The 21719-nt window shown below is 30.0% G+C and carries 19 protein-coding genes; 13 read left to right on the top strand and 6 right to left on the bottom strand.

What is annotated here, in order from left to right; translation table 11 throughout:
- Positions 1-3: 3 nt before the first annotated feature.
- Positions 4-2382, bottom strand: coding sequence for an OB-fold nucleic acid binding domain-containing protein (locus tag OTK55_RS02365; protein WP_274870366.1), 2379 nt, complete (start codon positions 2380-2382; stop codon positions 4-6).
- Positions 2383-2840: 458 nt separating this feature from the next.
- Here OTK55_RS02365 and hacA point away from each other — a divergent pair, with 458 nt between their 5' ends.
- The 5 genes from hacA to mmp11 all read left to right on the top strand — a co-directional run bounded on the left by hacA (position 2841) and on the right by mmp11 (position 7334).
- Positions 2841-4097 (top strand): homoaconitase large subunit, encoded by a 1257-nt coding sequence (gene hacA / locus OTK55_RS02370; RefSeq protein WP_274870367.1) that lies wholly within the window; start codon positions 2841-2843, stop codon positions 4095-4097.
- 36 nt (positions 4098-4133) lie between these two features.
- Positions 4134-4625: a 3-isopropylmalate dehydratase small subunit gene (locus OTK55_RS02375; protein ID WP_274871745.1), complete on the top strand. Its 492-nt coding sequence runs from the start codon at positions 4134-4136 to the stop codon at positions 4623-4625.
- Positions 4618-5622: an isocitrate/isopropylmalate family dehydrogenase gene (locus OTK55_RS02380; RefSeq protein ID WP_274870369.1), complete on the top strand. Its 1005-nt coding sequence runs from the start codon at positions 4618-4620 to the stop codon at positions 5620-5622. Before OTK55_RS02375 ends, OTK55_RS02380 begins: the two co-directional genes overlap by 8 nt.
- 274 nt (positions 5623-5896) lie before the next feature.
- Positions 5897-6301 carry a 6,7-dimethyl-8-ribityllumazine synthase gene (gene ribH, locus OTK55_RS02385; protein WP_274870370.1) on the top strand — a complete coding sequence of 135 codons (405 nt, stop codon included), beginning with the start codon at positions 5897-5899 and terminating at the stop codon, positions 6299-6301.
- Positions 6302-6386: 85 nt separating this feature from the next.
- On the top strand, positions 6387-7334 hold the full coding sequence (gene mmp11 / locus OTK55_RS02390) for a methanogenesis marker protein 11 (RefSeq protein ID WP_274870371.1): 948 nt from the start codon (positions 6387-6389) through the stop codon (positions 7332-7334).
- Positions 7335-7372: 38 nt separating this feature from the next.
- Here the strand turns inward: mmp11 and OTK55_RS02395 are convergent, their stop codons facing one another.
- Positions 7373-8491 carry an RNA-guided endonuclease InsQ/TnpB family protein gene (locus OTK55_RS02395; RefSeq protein WP_274870372.1) on the bottom strand — a complete coding sequence of 373 codons (1119 nt, stop codon included), beginning with the start codon at positions 8489-8491 and terminating at the stop codon, positions 7373-7375.
- A gap of 113 nt (positions 8492-8604) precedes the next feature.
- On the bottom strand, positions 8605-10449 hold the full coding sequence (locus OTK55_RS02400) for a glycosyltransferase (RefSeq protein WP_274870373.1): 1845 nt from the start codon (positions 10447-10449) through the stop codon (positions 8605-8607).
- Positions 10450-10711: 262 nt separating this feature from the next.
- On the opposite strand from OTK55_RS02400, the gene purE reads away from it, so the two are divergent.
- The 4 genes from purE to OTK55_RS02420 all read left to right on the top strand — a co-directional run bounded on the left by purE (position 10712) and on the right by OTK55_RS02420 (position 13866).
- A complete protein-coding gene (gene purE, locus OTK55_RS02405) occupies positions 10712-11716 on the top strand; it encodes a 5-(carboxyamino)imidazole ribonucleotide mutase (protein WP_274870374.1) in 1005 nt (334 codons plus the stop codon).
- A gap of 27 nt (positions 11717-11743) precedes the next feature.
- Positions 11744-13015: a UbiD family decarboxylase gene (locus tag OTK55_RS02410; protein ID WP_274871746.1), complete on the top strand. Its 1272-nt coding sequence runs from the start codon at positions 11744-11746 to the stop codon at positions 13013-13015.
- A gap of 35 nt (positions 13016-13050) precedes the next feature.
- Positions 13051-13353 carry a hypothetical protein gene (locus tag OTK55_RS02415; protein WP_274870375.1) on the top strand — a complete coding sequence of 101 codons (303 nt, stop codon included), beginning with the start codon at positions 13051-13053 and terminating at the stop codon, positions 13351-13353.
- Between the two features lie 219 nt (positions 13354-13572).
- Positions 13573-13866 (top strand): hypothetical protein, encoded by a 294-nt coding sequence (locus OTK55_RS02420; RefSeq protein ID WP_274870376.1) that lies wholly within the window; start codon positions 13573-13575, stop codon positions 13864-13866.
- 405 nt (positions 13867-14271) lie between these two features.
- Here the strand turns inward: OTK55_RS02420 and OTK55_RS02425 are convergent, their stop codons facing one another.
- From OTK55_RS02425 to OTK55_RS02435, 3 genes are all read right to left on the bottom strand, one after another.
- Positions 14272-14799: a TetR/AcrR family transcriptional regulator gene (locus tag OTK55_RS02425; RefSeq protein WP_274870377.1), complete on the bottom strand. Its 528-nt coding sequence runs from the start codon at positions 14797-14799 to the stop codon at positions 14272-14274.
- 133 nt (positions 14800-14932) lie between these two features.
- Entirely contained in the window at positions 14933-15301 is a 369-nt protein-coding gene (locus OTK55_RS02430; RefSeq protein ID WP_274870378.1) for a hypothetical protein, read from the bottom strand.
- Positions 15302-15318: 17 nt separating this feature from the next.
- Positions 15319-17772 (bottom strand): glycosyltransferase family 2 protein, encoded by a 2454-nt coding sequence (locus OTK55_RS02435; protein ID WP_274870380.1) that lies wholly within the window; start codon positions 17770-17772, stop codon positions 15319-15321.
- 267 nt (positions 17773-18039) lie between these two features.
- Between OTK55_RS02435 and OTK55_RS02440 the strand changes: the two genes are divergently transcribed.
- From OTK55_RS02440 to OTK55_RS02455, 4 genes are all read left to right on the top strand, one after another.
- On the top strand, positions 18040-19065 hold the full coding sequence (locus OTK55_RS02440) for a sugar phosphate nucleotidyltransferase (protein WP_274870381.1): 1026 nt from the start codon (positions 18040-18042) through the stop codon (positions 19063-19065).
- A gap of 111 nt (positions 19066-19176) precedes the next feature.
- Positions 19177-19779 (top strand): imidazole glycerol phosphate synthase subunit HisH, encoded by a 603-nt coding sequence (gene hisH / locus OTK55_RS02445; protein WP_326520464.1) that lies wholly within the window; start codon positions 19177-19179, stop codon positions 19777-19779.
- Between the two features lie 152 nt (positions 19780-19931).
- A complete protein-coding gene (locus OTK55_RS02450; RefSeq protein WP_274870383.1) occupies positions 19932-21287 on the top strand; it encodes an AIR synthase-related protein in 1356 nt (451 codons plus the stop codon).
- Entirely contained in the window at positions 21280-21693 is a 414-nt protein-coding gene (locus OTK55_RS02455) for a hypothetical protein (protein WP_274870385.1), read from the top strand. Before OTK55_RS02450 ends, OTK55_RS02455 begins: the two co-directional genes overlap by 8 nt.
- Positions 21694-21719: the final 26 nt, after the last annotated feature.

Consider the following 21719-nt stretch of genomic DNA (forward strand, 5'->3'; position numbering starts at 1 on the left):
TTTTTATAATACGATTACTAAACGTCTTACATTTAATCGGATGTCCTCATCATATTCATTAAAATTGGAATCTGCTATTATAGTAACTTCATGTCCAACTAAATCCTCTATTCTTGATGACATAGATGATTCATCGCTAGTTTGTTCAAATATTTTTATTACTTCTTCTGTTGTTGTATCAATTAATTCTTCTGCCTGTTTTCTGAAGAATGTTGCTTGAATTGTTCCTGTTTCATCCCGTAATGTTGTTGATATAATCATTAGATAATTTGGTTTTTCTATTTTTTCTCCACATATATCACAGATATATCCTTCTTCACTTTGTACTATACGTTTGTTACAATTTGGACACATTGCATATAATATTTTGTCACCATTGATTTCTTCAATGACTCCTTTAACTTTAATATGTTGGTCATCTTCTTCAATATCTTCAATTGCTTTTTCAACGTATAGTTTATTTTCTATTTCACGTAGTGATGGCATTAGTTCAGCTTCTTCTTGTCTTGCTTGTCTAATTGTACTTCCATTACCTATGGATAGTCTTAGATGTCCATTTTGTGAATTGATTACTGGATTTTCTATGATTATAGCTAGTCCTTCAGGGAATTTCTTCTCTGTATCATCATCCCATAGAGATACTTGAATTTCAGCTGTTTCATCTGCTACATTTATTGGTCTTACTCTTCCATCTCGTCCATCAACACGTGTGAATGTGCTAACTTCTCCAACATTTGTGATTCTGACTCTTAGTTTTGTATTTTGTTCATTTTCTTCTAGTTGACTTATTGTTCTGTCATTATATCTGTCTCTTTCAAGATCTTGATATGATGGTAAATCAGCCATTTCTTCTTCAGATGGAACTGTGATTCTTGATGATCTTCCCACACTTAATTCCATTACATTTTGGCCAAGTCTTGTTCTTGCATTTTCAATTTTTATTGCATCACCTAATCCTTGGTCTATGTCTGATTTTTCATCCCATAGTGAAGTTCTTACAATACCTGTTTCATCAGCTAAGTCTATACTTCTTACTTGTCCTTCTGTTCCATCTACTCTTTGGAATTCTCGGATATCTTGCATTGATAATATTCTTCCAATAACATCTACTTCTCTACCCTCATCTTCATCAATGTTGAGTACGTTTTTTATTTTTGTTATTTGGAAATTGTTTATATCTGCTAGTTTTTTGCTTAGTTCATCATCTATCTCAGGGTTTATTACAATAGATGCATTCCATCCAGTGTTTAATCTGTAACTATCACCTGCATAGTCATCAAATTCCACATTTCCACCACTGATTTTAATGATGTCTCCTTTGTCCATAGCGATTTCTGTTTCCTTATTCCATAGTGTTACTCTGATAGAACCTGTGTCATCTGTTACTTCAATACTTCTTACTTGTCCTTCAGAACCATCATTTTTGTCGAATGTTATTGTATCATATATTTTAGTGATTACACCTATTATTGTAACTTTTTCTGCTTCTTTTGCATCGCCTATCTTTAATATTTCTTCTTGGAATTCAGGAACATCATAGTCGCCCTTAATTATTCTTCCATTCCAACTGTTAGATAATGATGTTTGATCATATCTTGTCTGTGCTCTTGCTTTTAGTATTTTAATTGTATCATGTTCTTTAAGGTCCAGTGTTTCTACGAGTTTTGTGTCCTTGTTCCATAGTGTAAATTCCATTGCACCTGTTTTATCCATTACATCCAATGTTACTATTTGTAGTGTCCTGTCATCTTTTTGTATTTCACGGAGTGTTGATATTTTCTTGATTCTTACTATGACATTGTATTCTCCGTCTTCTTTTATGTCGCCTAGGTTTGTTATTACCTCTTCATATTTTGGAAGAGATGGATCCACTTCTTCAGGTAATACTTGGATTGATGAGTTGTTTCTCATCTGTACTTCTAAATCACCAGTATATCCTTTACGTACTTCGAGATTGTTTATTTTTACTATGTCTCCTTCAGATATACGGCTCATATATTTCATGTTGTCTGTCCACATTACTACTCTGATTTTTCCTGTGTTGTCTTCTACTGTGAGATTTGCTACTTTTCCTTCACGTCCTTTTTTTGTTGTGAATGTTTTTATGTTAGATATAGCTATTAGTCTTCCTTGGATGCTTATGTTCCCGTTTCCTTCTATAAGGGAGGATATTTCCTGTACTTGGTTTGTATGAGTTTGTTGTATATTTTGTCTTCCTGCGTATTTTTCTATTGCCATATCCACTATTTGTTCTTCTGTTATAAATGGTGAGTCACCATTTTCTTCTTTTATTTCTTTAATATCATTTAAGAAATCTTTGTATTCCACTTTATCTTTAACTTCTTGATATCTTTCTTTATAATATTCATCTTCAGAAGCCATGAAAATTCTCCTATTGGTGTTTTTAATTATTTTATTAATATAGTGAATTTTTAAAAATAATGTATTTTTTTATTATAATAATATATATTTACGTTATCTGTTTTAGATTTTTGTATATTAGATATAAAGGTTTTTATGGTAGCGTGTGATAAGTATTATTTATTATACATTAACCTAGTTTTTTTATTAATTTAAGGTGATTTATTAATTTTTTATGTAATAGTTATATCTATTTTTCATGTTTTATTCACTAATTATTAACATCATATTGTATTACTAACTAATAAATATATAATACTTATACTTTTGGAAAAACAACAAACAACAATAAAAAATAATAAACAAAATTATCAAAAATATATATAAAGTGATGTTATAAATTCAAGATAATAATTTCAATGAAATAAAAAACACTTTATTAAAGAAAATCCACAGAAAAAATGGAGGAAAAATAAAACATGTCAATGACAATGTCTGAAAAAATATTAGCAAAAGCTTCAAACAAAGAAAAAGTAGAAGCTGGAGAAATAATCATGGCAAACATAGACACAGCCATGGTACACGATCTAACAGGTCCACTAACATTACAAGCACTAGACCAAATAAATACCGATAAAGTATGGGACCCTGATAAAATAGTAATCCCATTCGACCATCAAGTGCCAGCAGATACATTAGATGCTGCAAAAAACCATCAAATGCTAAGAGAATTTGTAAAAGAACAAGGAATAAAAAACTTCTATGATGTATATGAAGGAGTATGCCACCAAGTACTACCAGAAAAAGGACATATCATACCAGGAACAGTAGTAGTAGGATGTGACTCACACACATGTACACACGGAGCACTCGGAGCATTTTCAACAGGAATCGGATCAACAGATATGGCAATGGTATTTGCAACAGGACAACTATGGTTCAAAGTACCAGAAACCAAACAATTCAACATCACCGGAAAACTACAAGAAAATGTTACAAGTAAAGACGTAATCCTAAACATCATCGGACAAATAGGCCAAGATGGTGCAAGATACAAAGCATGTGAATACGCAGGAGAAACCGTAGAAAACATGGATGTATCCGACAGAATGGTACTAAGTAACATGGCAATAGAATGTGGTGGAAAAACAGGACTAATAGCACCAGACAAAGTAACAGACGCATACCTAAAAAACAGAACATCCAAACCATACCAGAAATACACAACAGATCCTGACGCTGCAAGTCTAGAAGTTATGGACATAGATGTATCAGACCTAGAACCACAAGTAGCATGTCCAAACCATGTTGACAACGTAAAACCAGCAAGTGAAGTAGAAGACGTTGAAGTAGACCAAGTATTCATAGGATCATGTACTAATGGAAGACTAAAAGACTTAGAACAAGCAGCAAAAGTACTTAAAGGAAAGAAAATCAAAAAAGGAGTAAGAACATTAGTCATACCAGCATCAAGAACCATCTATAAACAAGCATTAGACGAAGGATTATTTGACATATTCATAGATGCAGGAGCATTAATCTGCAATCCATGCTGTGGACCATGTCTAGGAGGACATGTAGGTCTCATTGGAGACGGAGAAGTAAGCCTTTCAACTTCAAACAGAAACTTCAAAGGAAGACAAGGTAGTCCAGAAGGAAAAGTATACCTCAGCTCACCAATCGTAGCAGCTGAAAGTGCCATAACAGGACACATAACAGCACCAGAAAAAAACTAAAAAATAGGATAGGAGTAGATTAGAATGGAAAAAATAATAGAAGGAAGAGTTCTAAAATTAGGCGATGACATAGACACAGACAGCATACTTCCAGGAAGATACTTAACACTAACCGAACCAGAAGATTTAGGAAAACATGTTATGGAAGGATATGACCTACACTACAAAGACAAAATCCAAGAAGGAGATGTAATCGTAGCAGGATCCAACTTTGGATGTGGATCATCACGTGAACACGCACCAATAGCACTAAAAGCAGCAGGAATAAAAGCAGTAGTAGCAAAATCCTTCGCAAGAATATTCTACAGAAATGCTATAAACATAGGATTAGCACTTGTAGAAGCACCAGAAGGACCAGATGACATAAATGAAGAAGATACTGTAAAAATAGATCTTGAAAACGGAACATTAGAAGATGAAACACAAAACACAAACTATTCAACAACAAAATTACCAGAATTCATGTTTGAAATACTGGAAAATGATGGATTAATAAACTACTTAAACAGAACAAGATTCAATGAATAAAAAAAATAAGAAGGCGAAAAGAATGTATAATATAGCAGTAATACCAGGAGACGGTATAGGACAAGAAGTAGTAAAAGCAGCAGTAACCATACTTGATAAACTACCAATAGATTTTAATTACACATATGCAAAAGCAGGAGACGAATGCAAAGAAGAAACAGGCGTTCCTCTTCCTGATGAAACAATCGAATTAGCAAAGAATTCAGATGCAGTACTATTTGGAGCAGCAGGAGAAACAGCAGCAGATGTAATAGTAAGATTAAGAAGAGAACTAAATACATTTGTAAACTTAAGACCTGTTAAATCTCTACAGCCAGATAAGTATGGAAACATAGACTTCATGATAGTAAGAGAAAACACAGAAGACCTATACATAGGAGACGAAGAAGAAACACCAGAAGGAGCAATAGCACGTAAAAAAATCACTAAATTTGCATCAGAAAGAATAGCTAAATATGCATTTAAATATGCTGAAGATACAGGTAGAAAGAAAGTTACAGCAGTACATAAAGCAAACGTACTAAAACTATCCGATGGATTATTCAAAAAATCATTCTATAAAATAGCAGAACAATATCCAGACATTGAATCAAATGATTTCTATGTAGATGCAACAGCAATGTATCTTATAACAAATCCATTAGACTTTGAAGTAATTGTTACAACAAACTTATACGGAGATATTCTCTCAGATGAAGGAGCAGGACTTGTAGGTGGACTTGGAATGATTCCATCAGCAAACATTGGAGATGACAATGGATTATTCGAACCAGTACATGGATCTGCACCAGACATAGCAGGACAAGGAATTGCAAACCCTGCAGCAACAATATTATCTGCATGTATGATGCTTGACTACCTCGGCGAATCACAATATGCACGTAAAGTAGAAGAAATATTAATAGATGTAATACAAGAAGGAAGTCATGTAACCCCTGATTTAGGTGGAGACTCATCTACTCAGGAAATGGCTGAATACATTGCAAGTAAATTATAAGAAAAAAGAGATTACTCTTTTTATTAACTTTTTTTAATAAGACATTATATAAAATTAATATATTACATAAAACAAAAATAAATTATCAGTATACAAAGACAACTCACAATAGCAATAATGGAGGTATAAACATGAACACAGCAAAAGCAGCAGCAATATTTATTATATTTATCATGGTAGTGAGTTCAGTATCAGCTTTCGTATTATACCTATTGTAATAGAATAACCCTGAAGAAACTATTAATTAAATAAAATAAAGGAGAAATAGATACAAATGATAAAATTAGGAGCAGTTGTATCAGAATTTAACTTTGATATAACAAGTATGATGCTAGAATTAGCAAAAGAACATGCAAAATTTCTAGAAGCAGAAATAACTGAGATAATTGCAGTACCAGGCGTATATGATATGCCAATAGCAATAAAGAAAATGTTAGATGATGGAAACGTTGATGCAGTTATAACACTCGGAGCTGTAATTGAGGGAGATACAGAACACGATGAAATTGTTGTTCAGCATGCAGCACGTAAAATCACAGATTTATCACTTGAATATAATAAACCTGTAACTCTTGGAATATCTGGTCCAGGTATGACTAGATTAGAAGCTCATCAAAGAGTAGAATATGGTAAACGTGCAGTTGAAGCTGCAGTAAAATTAGTTAAAAGACTTCAATAAACACGTATTATTTGAAAACATATCCTTTAATTATTCTTTTTTTAAGTTTAACTAAATTCTAAAAATATTAAGGAAAAATGAAAATATGGAAATTTTAACACCTGAAGAATTAAAAGAAAAATATACAGATGCTTGGATTACTCCTTATCATGAAATCCTAACTTTAACTGATGAGGATGAAGAAGAAATTGAGTTAATTGAGTATCATCCATGTCCTATTGGATCAGATTGGATGATAGAACAGTATAAAAGAACCAGCCCTCTTATTTTAGATGCTAAACGTGATGGAAATAAACATACATATTATGTTAAGAAGGGTAAAACAGAATTAGATTTAAAACCTAGTTTTCAAGCAGCTGGTATTGAAGAAGCTATCATTGAAGAGGATGATGTGAAAATAGTTCATGCGGGTCTTGCTGGTGCTGGTGTTGGAGCTGCTTTCTGTCGTGGAAAAGCATCAGGTGTAGAAAGAGTGGAAATTTTTGAAAAAGGCGGAGGTTCTAAGGTAGGTAAAGCTGCTGTAGTAACTCCTAAACTTAGAAAAGTAATTATTGGTATTGACGATACTGATATTCCTACAGAGGGAGCTACTTGGACTCTTGCTAATAATATTGGTAATGAAATTCAAGAAGAAAAAGGTTACAGATACCTTGAACATATAACTTGCCAATTATATCCAAATAATCCTAATAAAACCAAGAACTGTGTTTCTATTATACTAGTATTTGCTGTTAGAGAAGAGGATAAAGAGGATTTAATTAGCCAAGTTAAAGCTAAACTATTAAAAAATACATTATCTGATAATACAGCTTTCGTAGTCTATGATAAACTTGAAATTCCAGAGCCTGTTCAAAAATATGGTCTTGAAGCAAAGAAATCAATGAAATACTTTGATGAAGCAGAACGTGTTGCTAAAGAAAATAATATTCGTATTGAATATGTTACTGGAAAAGGTGGTCTCATCGGTGCTTTAGCTGCTATTGGATTATATAATAATCCTACAGAATATGCAAAAGTATATTATGATGAGTAATTACTTCCTTAAACCCCTTTACTCTTCTAATAAATTAATTAAATATTTTTTATCTTGTTTTGTCTGTCTATTTCCTGTGCTTTAATTAGTATGTTTATTGCTGCATTAACATCCCTATCATGAAATGTTTTACATTCAGGACATGTCCATTCTCTGTCTTTTAGTGTTAACTTATTATTTTTATATCCGCAGTTATGACATAATTTTGTTGATGGATAATTAGATGGTACTTGTATGAATGTTTTTCCATGAGCCTGTGATTTGTATTTTGTCATTTCAATTAATTTTCTCCAGCTTGCATCTCTAATTTTATCATTATTTGATTTGTTTAACATGTCCAGTATATGCAGGGTTTCCATTGCTATAAAATCATATTCTTTAACTAATCTTGCTGATAATTTATTTAAATAATCATTGATTTTATTAGTTCTCTTATCATTTGCTTTATGTACCTTTTTTAGTATTTTTTCATAGTTTTTACTGTTCTTGTCTTTTCTATTGAGTTGTTTGTATAATTTATTTAGTTTTTCATCTTCTTTTTCTAGGTTGATATTATGTATTTTTTCGCCATTAGATAGTATGGCTAACTCTTTTATCCCTAAGTCAATTCCTACAGCTTTTCCTGTTTTAGGATATTTTTGTGTTTGTTGTCGTGTTGTGACTATTATATACCATTCATCGTAGTGTTTTTTAATTATGTAGTTTAATATTTTTCCTGTGATTTTTCTTTTATCATGTATTTTTATTGTCCCGTATTTGTCTAGGTGTATTTTCTGATTTTCAATGTAAATATTAGGATTAGGTCTTATTTTAAAGGAGTTTAATGTTTTTGTATTGGATTTTTTTGGATGGTTTGATATTCCTTTCTTGTATAATGTTATTGCTCTTATTAAATTGTGATATGCATCTATTAGTATTCTTTGATCTGTTTCCTGTAGGCAGGGGTATTGTTTTATTAGTTGTTGTAATAGGTTATAGAAGTATTTTTTACCCTGTGGTTCATCTTTTGTGTATTCCTGTTTTTTAAGGTCTTGTTCATATTTTTCTTTACATTTATTGTAGACTATACGACATGCCTTTAAATCTTTTTCAAATTTTTGTATTTGTGTCTTATTTGGGTATATTCTACATTTGTAGGACAGTATTTTAGTAATCATAACTTTTATATTTTCGATTTTGATATTTAAAAATATTATTATATAAAGTTATGTATTGTATAATTTTATTATTAAAATATTATAAAAAATAGTAAAAATTGGAGGTTAATATATTAATTTGTTCTATTAACTTCAATGTTTGTAGTGTTATTTGCTAGTGACTCATTAAAGTTTAAGTTTATGTTAAGGAATTTTACCGTTGAATTCTGATTAGCAAAGACACTGTTTGTTGTTCCATTTTGATTTTCTAGTTCTACCCTTATAGTTGTGCCATCATATGTTGAATTATAGATAATTCCCGTAGATGAATTATTAAGCATTATAGAATCATCATAAACTCCATCAATGTACACATTATATGAACTATTAAGTACAGCAGCACTAGTCTGAGCAACAGGCGTGTTATTCAAGTACACTGTTAAAACCTTCTCAGGCAGTGTCTGTGATGTATATTCACTACCAATATTAACAGTAGTATTATTAGTGTTAATCTGTGATGTTGTATTATTAAAGCCTGTATTATTATCTATTTGTTCCTCACCAGGATTTATATTCTGTACCAGGTAAACATTTTCAAAGGAACTTCTTAAATCACTATCCCTTATAATATCCCCTGGAGATACATCTAAAGCCGTCCTTGCAGATTCTGGCATCCTGATAAGATCATTTTCACCATCTAATGCTTGTTCTAGTTGATACCGTTCCCCATCAATATAAATATAATCACCATACTGTGCATGCAACGTGCTCAACGCTGAATTAGATAAACGTACAAGATGTTCCTCATTTTCTAATGCATTATCAATAGTATATGGTCCTCTTACATCCACCGCAGAGTGAGGCTCAGGAGATGTTGATATAACCAAGTTTTTACTTACCGGTTCTATAGAAATCTGATTAGAAGCAATATTCACAGAACCCAGTAATGATGCAGCAATAACCAATAATATTACAACAGATATTAAAACTGGAAAATGCATCTGTATAAAAGTTCTTATAATCTGCCTATTAGGTATCTTACTCTGTCTGTACACACGTAACGAGGTACGTATAATACGTACCAGATAAACCGCGGCTATCACTATACCTATTACAATAATAGCCCCAGCAATTATTGGAGTCATTGGATTAATAAAGAATAATCCGAATATTCCGAAGATAATAAGAGTTAATCCCATAATTTCCATTCTTATGGAACTACCCACATCATCCATCATTGTTAATCTACCATAATGGATTGCTCTATCAACAATAGTACGTACTACTTCATTAGCCATTATATTCAATTCTTTAAGAGTAGACATCTCATGTACTATATTACCTATATCTACTTCTTGAATTCTCATCCCCTGAGCATCTGCATCTAATACTATACCTATATCTACCCCATAATCATGTTCAAGATCAATATTATCTAAAAAGCTCTTTATTGCAGCAAATTGTCCACTTAAAGGCTGTTCAAAACTTAATTCTGGGAAGAAAAAGTTAAGTAATGGTTTAGCTGTTAGTTCTGTTACTCTTCCAGCTTCTCTTTTAAACTTTGTTTTTGTAATATCTGCATCGCCGTTAAGGATTGGCTTAATTATTGATTCAACCTGTAATTTATTTATCTCTGATAGATCAGCATCTAAAAATAATACTATATCATTCGTGACGCGTTTAAGTCCTGTTTTCATAGCAGAACCTTTACCCTTATTTTTTTCATGAGTCAATAATATAACATTATCTTGCCGTGATACAATGTTATGGGTGTTATCTGTACTTCCATCGTCAACTATGATGATTTCAGTTATATCCTTAACTTGTTTTACCGTGTTAATTACATGTTCTATTGCTTTTTCTTCATTATATGCAGGTATTACAACGGATACTTTACCATCTATCTTAGATTTCTTTGAAGATCCTGCAAATAATAAGGATACTAATACAAATACAATTAAGTATGCAATATTTAACATGTAATTCTCCGTAAAATTAATCATTTATTATTCAATAATTTGTTTAGTATTAATCATTTATGTTAAATATAATATAAAAAGTAGTTGATTGAAAAAATCATGAGAATAAAAATTCACTGAAAAGGATTAAACAATATCATTAAACTAACTTAATAAAAAAATTAATGAATACTATAGAATATAACTAATATATATCGATTTTACAATAATGACGGAATAATTTAACATACATAAAGGGGGAGTATATATTAAAACTAAAGTTATGATAATTTTAGGAAGTGGATCTGACTACAAAATAGCAGAAAAATCTGTTAAAGTATTAGAGGAAATGAAAGTTCCATATGATATTAAAGTAGCATCAGCTCACAGAACACATGGCAGAGTAAAAGACATAATGACCAATTATACTGATAATGTAGAAGTATTTATAGCAATAGCCGGACTAGCAGCACATCTTCCAGGAGTAATCGCATCTTATACAACAAAACCTGTAATTGCAGTGCCATGCACAGGTAAAATAGGAGGATTAGATGCATTATTATCTTCAACTGAAATGCAATTAGGAACACCTGTAGCAACAATGGGTATTGACCGTGGAGAGAACGCAGCATGGCTAGCATGTCAAATTATTGCATGTAATGATGATAATATGAAAGAGGCTCTGAAAAATAAACGTGAATCCTATAATCAGAAAATGGAAAATGACGAAAAAGATGTTATAGAAAAGATTGCCGGAGAATATTACACTAAATCAGAACGTGTAGAACATGAAAGACCAGCTGTCAAAAAGGAACTAGTACTACCTGAAAATACTAAAGTATTAATCATATCTGGTAACTATTCTAACATGGAAATAGTACATAAAATAACACAAACCCTTGAAACACTAGGAATTGGTAGTAATTATAAAGTAGTATCTGCAACAAGAACACCAGATAAATTAGAAAAATACATGAAAGAAGCCGATGCCCAAGTAGATTTATATATTGCAGTATCCAGTTTATCAACTGTTCTTTCCGGTGCAATGGTTTCTCATACAACAAAACCAGTTATTGGAGTACCATGTACTACTAAAAGATTAGGAATAGATTCCTTATTATCTATGGTGGAAATGCCACCGGGTGTACCTACAGCTACTATGGGACTTGATGCAGGAGAAAATGCAGCATTATATGTTGCAAGAATATTATCAATATATGATGAAGATATACGAAATTCATTAATAAAATACATGAAAACATTACATAGAAACATCTATTATGAATAAATAGGAGAAAAGCATATGACACGCTTAATTGATGAAATAAAGGAAGATGTAATTGAAATAACCGATGAAGTATCAACAGATTATGAGATAACATCCATCCTCAAAAAACATCCTACAGATACATTAATATTTACAAATGTTAAAGATTCCGATATGAACATCATATCTGGAATATGTAACACAAGAGAAAAAATAGCAAATTCAATAAATACAACTGTTGATAAAATTACTGAGAATATAATAAGAGCAACAAACAATCCTACACCAATATACGATATAAAAGATATTGAAGAAGTATATGCAAACAATGAAGATGCTGACTTATCAAAAATACCTATACTAAAACATTACCCTAAAGATAAAGGAAAATATATTACTGCAGGAGTAGTTATTGCTAAAGATCCGGATAATGGACAAGTAAACGCAAGTATCCATAGAATGCTTGTTAATGGAAAAGATGAATTAGGCATACGTATTGTACCAAGACAATTATATACTTATTATAAAAGAGCAGAAGAACTTAATAAACCATTAAAAATAGCAATCGCCATAGGTTTAAATCCATCAACATTACTTGCAAGTACAACAAGTATACCTATTAATGAAAACGAGTTAGAAGTAGCTAATACATTTAAAGATGGAAAACTTACATTAGTCAAATGTGAAACTGTGGATATTGAAGCACCAGAATGTGAAATATTACTTGAGGGTAAAATATTACCAAATGAACGTAAAACTGAAGGACCATTTGTTGACTTAACAGATACATATGATAAAATAAGAGATGAACCAGTAATAAAACTTACACGAATGCACTATAAAGACAATCCATATTATCATGCAATTCTACCAGCAGGCAATGAACATAAACTATTACAGGGATTACCACAGGAACCAAGAATATTTAATAGTGTAAAAAACACACTACCAACAGTACAAAATGTAATACTTACAGAAGGTGGATGTTGTTGGCTACATGCAGTAGTATCTATCAAGAAACAAACAGAGGGAGATGCAAAAAATGTACTTATGGCTGCATTATCTGCACACCCATCACTTAAACATTGTGTTATAGTTGACGAGGATATCAATATATTTGACCCAGTTGATGTGGAATATGCTATTGCTACCCGTGTAAAAGGAGACGATGATATAATTATCATACCAAAAGCACGTGGATCATCACTTGACCCAGTAGCACAAATAGATGGTACAACCACTAAAATTGGTGTAGATGCAACAAAATCATTCCATAACCTTGAAGACTATGAACGTGTAAGTAAAACATTAGAAGACTAACATCTTCATAATCCCCAATCTTTTTTTGTGATACTATGACAGAGATTATAGAACAAGCCTTTCAAGGAGTTATATTCAATATCAGCTATTTTAAAGAAATTGAAGAAAAATTATTAACATATCAATTAAAACATCCTTCTGAGTGCATTCCCATAGTTCCTTTCTTTAGTAATTCTAATAAAAAGAAATTAGATGATTTCTATGTTAGTGACATTACTCCCGCTGAAAGCTATGATAAATACATGTTTAGCCTAGTAAATTATGGCTTTCCTTTTATTGTTCAAGATTTTATTAATAAACATCCAGAATGGTCCCGACTAGTTATTAGATATGAATAATCTATTAAAAATCATCTTGAACTATTCTCTTTTTTTACAATTTAATATTACTGTTTATTAAAAAAAATACAATTACTCGTTTTTATGTTTTGAATTATCATATTAGGTTTATGTAAAAATACCTGGATAAAAATTTAGTTACAGCTAAAATAAAGCATCTTTATATAATAAAAAAGCATAAGAGTATAAATAATAACTTAAATAGGTGTGGGTGTAATTATGATAACGATTAACAAAAATGAAATTAAAAAACTAGAAAAGTATTATACAAAAGAAATAACTTCTGAACTGATTGATAACTTAGTTGATGAACTTGCAGAACTAATGGAAAAATCTAGCGGATTAGAAGTTGAAATCTTCCAAGATATGGATAATCCTAATTATTACAGATTATATGCTGGATGCAGTGCTGTAGAAGTTTATCTTGAAAATAATAGAATACAAATTGATTTTGACATTGGATGGCAGTTAAGCTCAAATAATCAGTTAACCGAAGGAATCCTTGAATACTAAAAATAGAAATAAAACTAATAATTTATCAATATTACACCAAAAAAACTCTTTTTTTATTTTTAATTTAGAAATAGTTGTTAAATATAGAATAATATTAATTAAAATTATAATTAATTAATATTATCCATTATTAAGTTTTAGTTATTGTATTATTAACAACAATGACAATACTAAAGTATTATCCCCATAATAAGTTAGTATTACTTTTGTCATCACATAGATATATAATTATATTTAAAACAAATACTATTTAAAAGGTAATCTCAAAAATACATGATAAATAATAAAGTATAGTCTAATTAGCATCTTGTTACCCTACTCTTTAATATAACTAGTTAATTTGGAAATAATTATCTTAAGAAATAGTTCTTTAAACTATAAATATATTCAAATAACCATATAACATCATGTAATCAAAGAAGAATATAATTGTCCCTGTCCCTTATCTGATATTATATTCAAATATAATTCTGTTAATTCTTCAAGATTTTCATCCATACCATTTTCAATCCAACATATTATAAAGTTATAGATCCCACCTATATTATGATATAATTTATATAATTCCTCTTTGGATGATATTACAGGTATATTATCTTGTAGATAATCTAAGTAAACTTGCTGCATAATGTATAATTGTCTTGATTCTTGTATGGTTAAAAAGAACACTCTATGTTCATTATAAGTGTTTAGTATTGTGTAGATATGATTTTTTTCTGTTTTTTCTTCAACTGATTCAAACTTATTTATGTATTCTTCAGTTATCTTTCTTAATTGAAATTTCAAAATATCTTCTTTTGATTTGAAGTTTCTATAATAAGTTGATCTATTTACATGTGCATTTTCTGTTATTTCTTTAATTGTTATAGTTTCAAAATCTTTTGTTTTCATAAGACCTATCAAACTATATGCTATATATTCTTTTGTTTTCATAATAAGCTGTATAATAATAAATATTGTTTAGTAATATATATAAATTTATGTAAAATTATTATTTATTTTATTATATAATGAAAATTATAAAAAACAAGAAAAAGAAATCATAAAAGTGTTAGAAGTAAATGATTTATAATCCACCTAGAAAAGAAAGAAGAGTAACAGACTGAACAATAACACCCGTCACGCAGATAATTAACTGTATATAACCATGCTTTCTAACACTAGGATCATCAGCTCTAATTAAATCAAATGGGAAAATTAAACCAAAGAATCCCATGAACAATAATGAATTATTAATAGTTGATAGCAATGATAAAATAACACCACCCCAACCAAATAATATAGCTAAAATATATCCTACAACAACAGAACGATTTTGAAGATAAGACACGTCAAAATGATAATTACTACCATCAACCATTAATTGACAACCACAGGCCTTACAGTATTGAGCATCATCATCATTAATACAATCACATACAGGACATACTTTCATAAATTAATCACCGAATACTATTCCCTTTCTTTATTATCTTCCAATATCTCCCTGATTTCAGGAAACATCTCTAATACTTTATCTAACTGTTCGTCATTATGTTCCTGATTATAGCACCATAATGTATCCTTATTAAATACAATATCTCTAGCAGGATTAACATAGGTAATTCTATGAATATTATTTCCCACAACGTGGATTTTTGTTTTATTTAAAACAGTCATAGCCCAAAACCATAAGTCATCAGCAAATGGACAAATAGCTTCAGCTAATTCCATATTCATTATCCTTGAATCAAGAGAATTAGGTGGGAATAAAACACCACCCCCCGATGTGAAGAAATTAAAGTAACTGCTCTCTTCTTCCTGTTTAATAAGAGGCCATTCCTCATATTTACTAATTATTCCATCTTCACAAATAATTTTTCTAGCCCTGTGTGTCATAACATCCCTTGGATATTTTTTATGACTAAAATATAATGATTCTAGCCACTCTGGAGGATAATATATATCATCATCAGCAGTAACTATAATATCATCAGAATATTCTCTAAGTGCTGGAATCAATTTCTTGTATGACTTGATATCTTCACAAAATTTAATTGTTACACCATTTTGTCTAAACTTTAACACCTTATCAGGAACACTTGGAATACCTTCTGAATATGCTTTTTCAGATAACCATAATACAATCTTATCAGGCTTTAAATTTTGATTTAAAAGAGAGTATAATGTATAACATACATCATCCATCCTCTTTGGATATGAGGTTAATGAGACAATGATTCTCATATCTCTTTTATTATCTTCCTCAATTCCGATGCCATTAAAATTCATAACTGTATCTCTAAGTTCAATACGATTAATAGCTGATGGTTGCCATAATGTATCATTTATTTTAATAATACCCTCCTTTGTACCAATTAATTCAAAGTATACTAGTGGATTAAGCTTGGACTTCCTAGCATTCTTATTAACTAATTGATAGAAATCAGCGTCGAACTCTGCTCCTGGATCTTTACCCTCCAGGTAACCTATGTATATGTAATGTAGTAATGGAGGAATATCTAAGTTATAATTATAGACTGTTCTATAATATTCTTCATCAAATAAGCCATGCTTTAAAATACTATAATATCCTTTGATATTAACATCGGATTCAATTACATCATCAATCATGGTTTTATATACTACATTCTCATATTTTAGTTTAGATTCATCATCCATAATAGCCAAGTCATAAACATTTCTTTTAACTAATTGTGAAAGAGATGCATTATAAGATTGATCTATATTATTATAATAATTTCTAAACCATTTCTCACTAATTAAATCAAGTAATTCATCATAATTTAAATTATCTTCAGTGAAAGTATTGAATATACCTGACAGAATATCATTTTCATATATAACCTGTTTTTCATCGAATACAGAACTATTAAATGATAATTTAGAAATAAGATATTTCAATGTATTCTTAAATGAGTGGGTTACTAATTTTAGATTATATCTACTTAGTGTATCTGATGAGTATACATCTTTATAAAAGATTATATTACTTGAAGGTAATTGGTCTAAGTCTTCATCTGATAGATTCATTTCTACGAATTCATCATGTATTCTGTTAAATAAGTCTTCCTTAATAGTTTCATCAATATATGAATAGATGTTCTCTAACTCTGTAATCTTAAATTGTATGAAATTAATACGTAATGTTTCTGTAAGGTTTTGTTCTTCTAGCAGATTAGCTATCTCATCAAATAAATTAAATATCGTGAAGCTTGCTTCTGTGTTTCTTGAATGTACTTGCCTGGATTTATTATATTCTCTTCTATAATGATATAGACACTCTGGTAAATAAGATATTCTCTGTGCAACTATCATGGATTTTATGTGAAAGAAAACATCCTCAAAATAGCCTTTATCCGTGAATTTAAGATTATTTTCAACTATAAAACTATGTTTATGTAATTTAGTACATACTATCAGATAACTATTCATAACTAATTTTTTATTATATTTGTAATTGAATGAAAAGTCAGAATAATCAATATCCTCATCATCTGATACAGGATATATTCTTTCATTGTTTTTATTAGGAAAATGTTCTATAGCATTAAATAACACCATGTCCGAATCATTTTTAATACTCTGATTATATAGTTTTTCTAATGCATTTAAATCCAGCCAGTCATCAGCATCAACAAAGGCAATGTAATCTCCTTTTGCTTTTTCTATTCCCTTATTTCTAGCAGCACCTGGCCCCTTATTTGCCTGTGAATAGTAACTAATTCTATCATCTTTATCAGAATAGTCCTCTAGTATACTTAGAGAATTATCACTAGAACCATCATTAATACAGATTATTTCTATATCTTTTAAGCTCTGATTAATAAGAGATTCCAGACAATTACTTAGGTATAATTCATCATTATACACTGGGACAATAACAGATACTTTATACTCATTCATGTAACATCACTTATCAAAAAATATGGTTTATATCCATACTACTTATATTGACTAAACTATTCCTGCACCATTTTTCTAATATAATTATTTATGATTTAATTAGATTAAAATATTTACTAAAACATGAAAAATGAAAATTGAGTTAAAATTAAATATGTACTAAAATTTATTTATTATAAAAAAAATAATTTAAATTACTAAACTGAATAATTATTAATCGATTAATAGATATCAAAAAAATTAATTATAAAAAACAGAGTGATCCAAATGAATGATACAGTGGGAATGATTCTATGTGGTGGATTCGGTAAGAGACTAAGACCTGTAACCGAAACCATACCAAAACCATTAGTAGAATTAAAAGAAAACTACACCATCCTAGACAAACAGATATTTGACTTTAAAAGCGCAGGCGTGAAAAAAGTAATATTATTAACAGGATTCCTTGGAGAAAAAATAGAGGAACGATATGGCGACGAATACATGGGTGTAGAAATAGAATATGTTAAAGAAGAACAACCTCTCGGAACCCTTAATGCTATAAGATTAGGTATGGAACATATAGATGATGATACTCAATGTGTAATCAGAAATGGAGATGTTGTTGCAGATTTAAGTATTAAGAAAATGATAGAAGACGGTGAAAAATCACCATATGACTTTACAATATTTGTAACACAGATGACCTCACCTTATGGTATTGTAGAACTCAGTGGAGACAAAATTGTATCCTTTAAAGAAAAACCATTACTAGACTACTATATTAATGGAGGAATATACTTCTCTAAAGGTAAATTAGATTTCGGATCTTATAAAAGTGGAGATATCGAAAAAACAATATTCCCTGAATTAGCTAAAGATAAAAAACTAGGATATTACAAAGAAAATGGCCTATTTTGGATGGCTGTTGACACAAGCAAAGAATTACAACAAGTACAAAAAGAATATTCCAATAGAATAGATAAACCATGGGGATATGAAAAAGTACTTATCTATACTGAAAAATATCTTACAAAAGAATTATTCATAAAAGAAGGTTATCAAACCAGTTTCCATTATCATCCAAATAAGGACGAAACAATGTATATTGTAAGTGGAAAAGGATACATAGAATTTGAAGATAAAAAAGAATACTTTGGAGCTAAGGATACTGTAAGAATTGAACCTAAAACACCACACACAATAGTGGCAATAGAAAACACGGTATTACATGAAGTATCAACACCAGATCTTGATGATACTATTAGAATCAAAGATTTTTATGATTCAAGAACACCAACAGGTACAAGATAATATCTTATAGATTCTAATCCTAAAAAAATTAACCCCTTCCTAGGGGAATAAACTTTTTTTTCTAAATTTATTTAATATGGAGCGTGTATTATTATTAGTAATATAACAATTATAGATTATGGTAGTGGAAATATCAGAAGTATTTATAACGGTTTTAAGCATATAGGCGTTAAGGTAAATGTTTCAGCTGATAAGAATGATTTAAAAAATTCAGATGCTATCATATTACCAGGAGTAGGCGCATTCGGAGCTGTGATGGATAACTTATCCAAATATGAAGATATTATCTATTCACATATTGATGAGGGTAAACCATTATTAGGAATTTGTCTTGGATTACATATGTTATTCTCTAATAGTGAGGAAAGTCCTGAAGCACAGGGTTTAAACATATTTAAAGGAACAGTTAAACGATTTGATTTACCAAAAGGTTATAAGATACCACACATGGGCTGGAATAGAATTAGAGTAAATGATACTGCTAATAATAATACTAGTTTATTATCTGATGCTGATAATGAATACATGTATTTTGTACACTCTTATTACATAGACCCGGAAGATAAAGATATTATAACAGCTTATACAGATTACGGTGGTAAGATTCCAGTGGCAATTGGTAAAGATAATGTATTCGCATTACAATTCCACCCCGAGAAAAGTGGTCCTAGTGGACTTAACATTTTACAGAAATTCGTGAATCAGATTGAATAATTCTATTAATATTTTCACCAACCTATCCAAACATTTTCTTTTTCTATTTTTTGATATAGTATTAAAAATATAATATGATAATAGGTATGTATAAGTTATCACAAAAATAATTATCATACTTTTATTAAAAAGTAATAATTTTAGTGATTATAATGGACATAGAAGAATACACAAAAACAAGTCTGAGAAATAAAAAAGACAAAAAAGAAACAATAGAAAAACTTTCAAAGATAATACAATACTACAAAGACATAACTCCTCAACAAGCAGAAAAATTAAGTAAAACAATATATGATGAAGTGAATACAACAGAACAATTAAACCAAGATGCACTAGGTGATTTACTACAATATCCTAAAACAAACATTGGAATGGGCGAATTTGGAGTAGGATCACGGGGACAAGGAGACTTCTATGTACATAGTAAAATAGCAAAAATAATAAAAAACACTGAAACTGAATCAATAGTAAATCCAACAGCACAGGATGACGGTGGCGTTGTAAAAGTAGAGGACACATATTATATAACAACAGCTATTGATGGAATACATTCCAGATTAAGTGATTACCCCTTCTTAGCAGGTTTTCACACAGCAAGAGCTACATTAAGAGACGTATGTGTAATGGGAGCAACTCCTGTAGCACTGATTAGTGACATACACCTAGCAGATGATGGTGATATAGGTAAAATATTTGATTATACTGCAGGAATATGTGCAGTAAGTGAACTTACTGGTGTACCATTAGTATCCGGAAGTACCCTACGTGTTGGTGGAGATATGGTTTTAGGAAATAGATTAGTAGGAGCAGTAGGAGCAGTAGGTTCATCAAATAATATACCTAAGGCAAGAAGTGAAGCCCATGAAGGAGATGTTATTTTAATGACAGAGGGTTCCGGTGGAGGAACCATTACCACAACATCTATCTATAACAATTATCCTGAAGTAATAAAAGAAACATTGAATGTACAATTTGTTAAAGCATCCAAATTATTAAATAATTATGATAAACAGGAAGATATTCATGCAATGACCGATATTACAAATGGTGGTATAAATGGAGATTCAAATGAGATAAACAAAACCACAGGCTTAGGAATTCATTTATATCGTGAGAAAATAAATGAGTTAATAAATCCGAAGGTATATTCTATGCTTAACGACTTAGATATTGACCCTTTAGGTGTATCTATTGATTCATTGATGATAATTGTATCACCAAAATGCGTATCTAGTATAACACAGCTATTAGAAGAGACTAATATTAGAGTAGGAATTATCGGAGAAGTTACTGGTACTGGTAAAACATATATTGAAGATTCTAATGGCGAGGTTGAATTACTCACGCCTAAGTTTAGAGAAGCAGCTTATACTCCTATTAAAAAGATTATTGAAACGATTAATGAAACAGACTTTGAAGAAAACAAAAAAATTATTGATAAATCTGCAAAAGAGGCTATTGATAAAAAAAATAGGCTTGTAAAATATATTGAAGATAAATATGAATGAAAGTGGTCAATTATTAATTTATGATTTAATTTTTGGTGTAATAATTCTCTTAATGATTATTATATTAAGTATGTATATTTTTGAAGAAAATAGCCATTATTATATGAATATGCAGGATTCTGAAAAACCTTTAGATATTCTTAACACATTATCAGATACTCCTTATGAAGATGGCTATTTGTTAGAAATATTATCTAGAGAGTTAGATAATAATAATACAAATAAGGATACATTACATTTTGTAAATGAAATTATCTCCTCAAATACCCATTATGAGTACACATTCTCTGATGACAGTAGTGAAGTTATTCTTATTGATACTCGTTCAAGTCATTATAGAGAAGTATTTTCAGGGAGAAAAATCATTAATAAACATGTGTTTGTGTTAAAATATTATGAGAAATAACTCTCTTATTATTTTTTCAAAAAAAA

The sequence above is a fragment of the Candidatus Methanosphaera massiliense genome, from assembly GCF_028890305.1.
Taxonomy (GTDB): Archaea; Methanobacteriota; Methanobacteria; order Methanobacteriales; family Methanobacteriaceae; genus Methanosphaera; species Methanosphaera massiliense.

What these genes read in the sequence shown, in the direction of transcription:
- ribH (WP_274870370.1), top strand. Translation starts at nt 5,897, where the DNA reads ATGATAAAATTAGGAGCAGTTGTATCAGAATTTAACTTTGATATAACA.
- OTK55_RS02420 (WP_274870376.1), top strand. Translation starts at nt 13,573, where the DNA reads ATGATAACGATTAACAAAAATGAAATTAAAAAACTAGAAAAGTATTAT.
- OTK55_RS02415 (WP_274870375.1), top strand. Translation starts at nt 13,051, where the DNA reads ATGACAGAGATTATAGAACAAGCCTTTCAAGGAGTTATATTCAATATC.
- mmp11 (WP_274870371.1), top strand. Translation starts at nt 6,387, where the DNA reads ATGGAAATTTTAACACCTGAAGAATTAAAAGAAAAATATACAGATGCT.
- OTK55_RS02380 (WP_274870369.1), top strand. Translation starts at nt 4,618, where the DNA reads ATGAATAAAAAAAATAAGAAGGCGAAAAGAATGTATAATATAGCAGTA.
- OTK55_RS02450 (WP_274870383.1), top strand. Translation starts at nt 19,932, where the DNA reads ATGGACATAGAAGAATACACAAAAACAAGTCTGAGAAATAAAAAAGAC.
- OTK55_RS02435 (WP_274870380.1), bottom strand. Translation starts at nt 17,772, where the DNA reads ATGAATGAGTATAAAGTATCTGTTATTGTCCCAGTGTATAATGATGAA.
- OTK55_RS02440 (WP_274870381.1), top strand. Translation starts at nt 18,040, where the DNA reads ATGAATGATACAGTGGGAATGATTCTATGTGGTGGATTCGGTAAGAGA.
- purE (WP_274870374.1), top strand. Translation starts at nt 10,712, where the DNA reads ATGATAATTTTAGGAAGTGGATCTGACTACAAAATAGCAGAAAAATCT.
- hacA (WP_274870367.1), top strand. Translation starts at nt 2,841, where the DNA reads ATGTCAATGACAATGTCTGAAAAAATATTAGCAAAAGCTTCAAACAAA.
- OTK55_RS02425 (WP_274870377.1), bottom strand. Translation starts at nt 14,799, where the DNA reads ATGAAAACAAAAGAATATATAGCATATAGTTTGATAGGTCTTATGAAA.
- OTK55_RS02430 (WP_274870378.1), bottom strand. Translation starts at nt 15,301, where the DNA reads ATGAAAGTATGTCCTGTATGTGATTGTATTAATGATGATGATGCTCAA.
- OTK55_RS02455 (WP_274870385.1), top strand. Translation starts at nt 21,280, where the DNA reads ATGAATGAAAGTGGTCAATTATTAATTTATGATTTAATTTTTGGTGTA.
- OTK55_RS02395 (WP_274870372.1), bottom strand. Translation starts at nt 8,491, where the DNA reads ATGATTACTAAAATACTGTCCTACAAATGTAGAATATACCCAAATAAG.
- OTK55_RS02365 (WP_274870366.1), bottom strand. Translation starts at nt 2,382, where the DNA reads ATGGCTTCTGAAGATGAATATTATAAAGAAAGATATCAAGAAGTTAAA.
- OTK55_RS02400 (WP_274870373.1), bottom strand. Translation starts at nt 10,449, where the DNA reads ATGTTAAATATTGCATACTTAATTGTATTTGTATTAGTATCCTTATTA.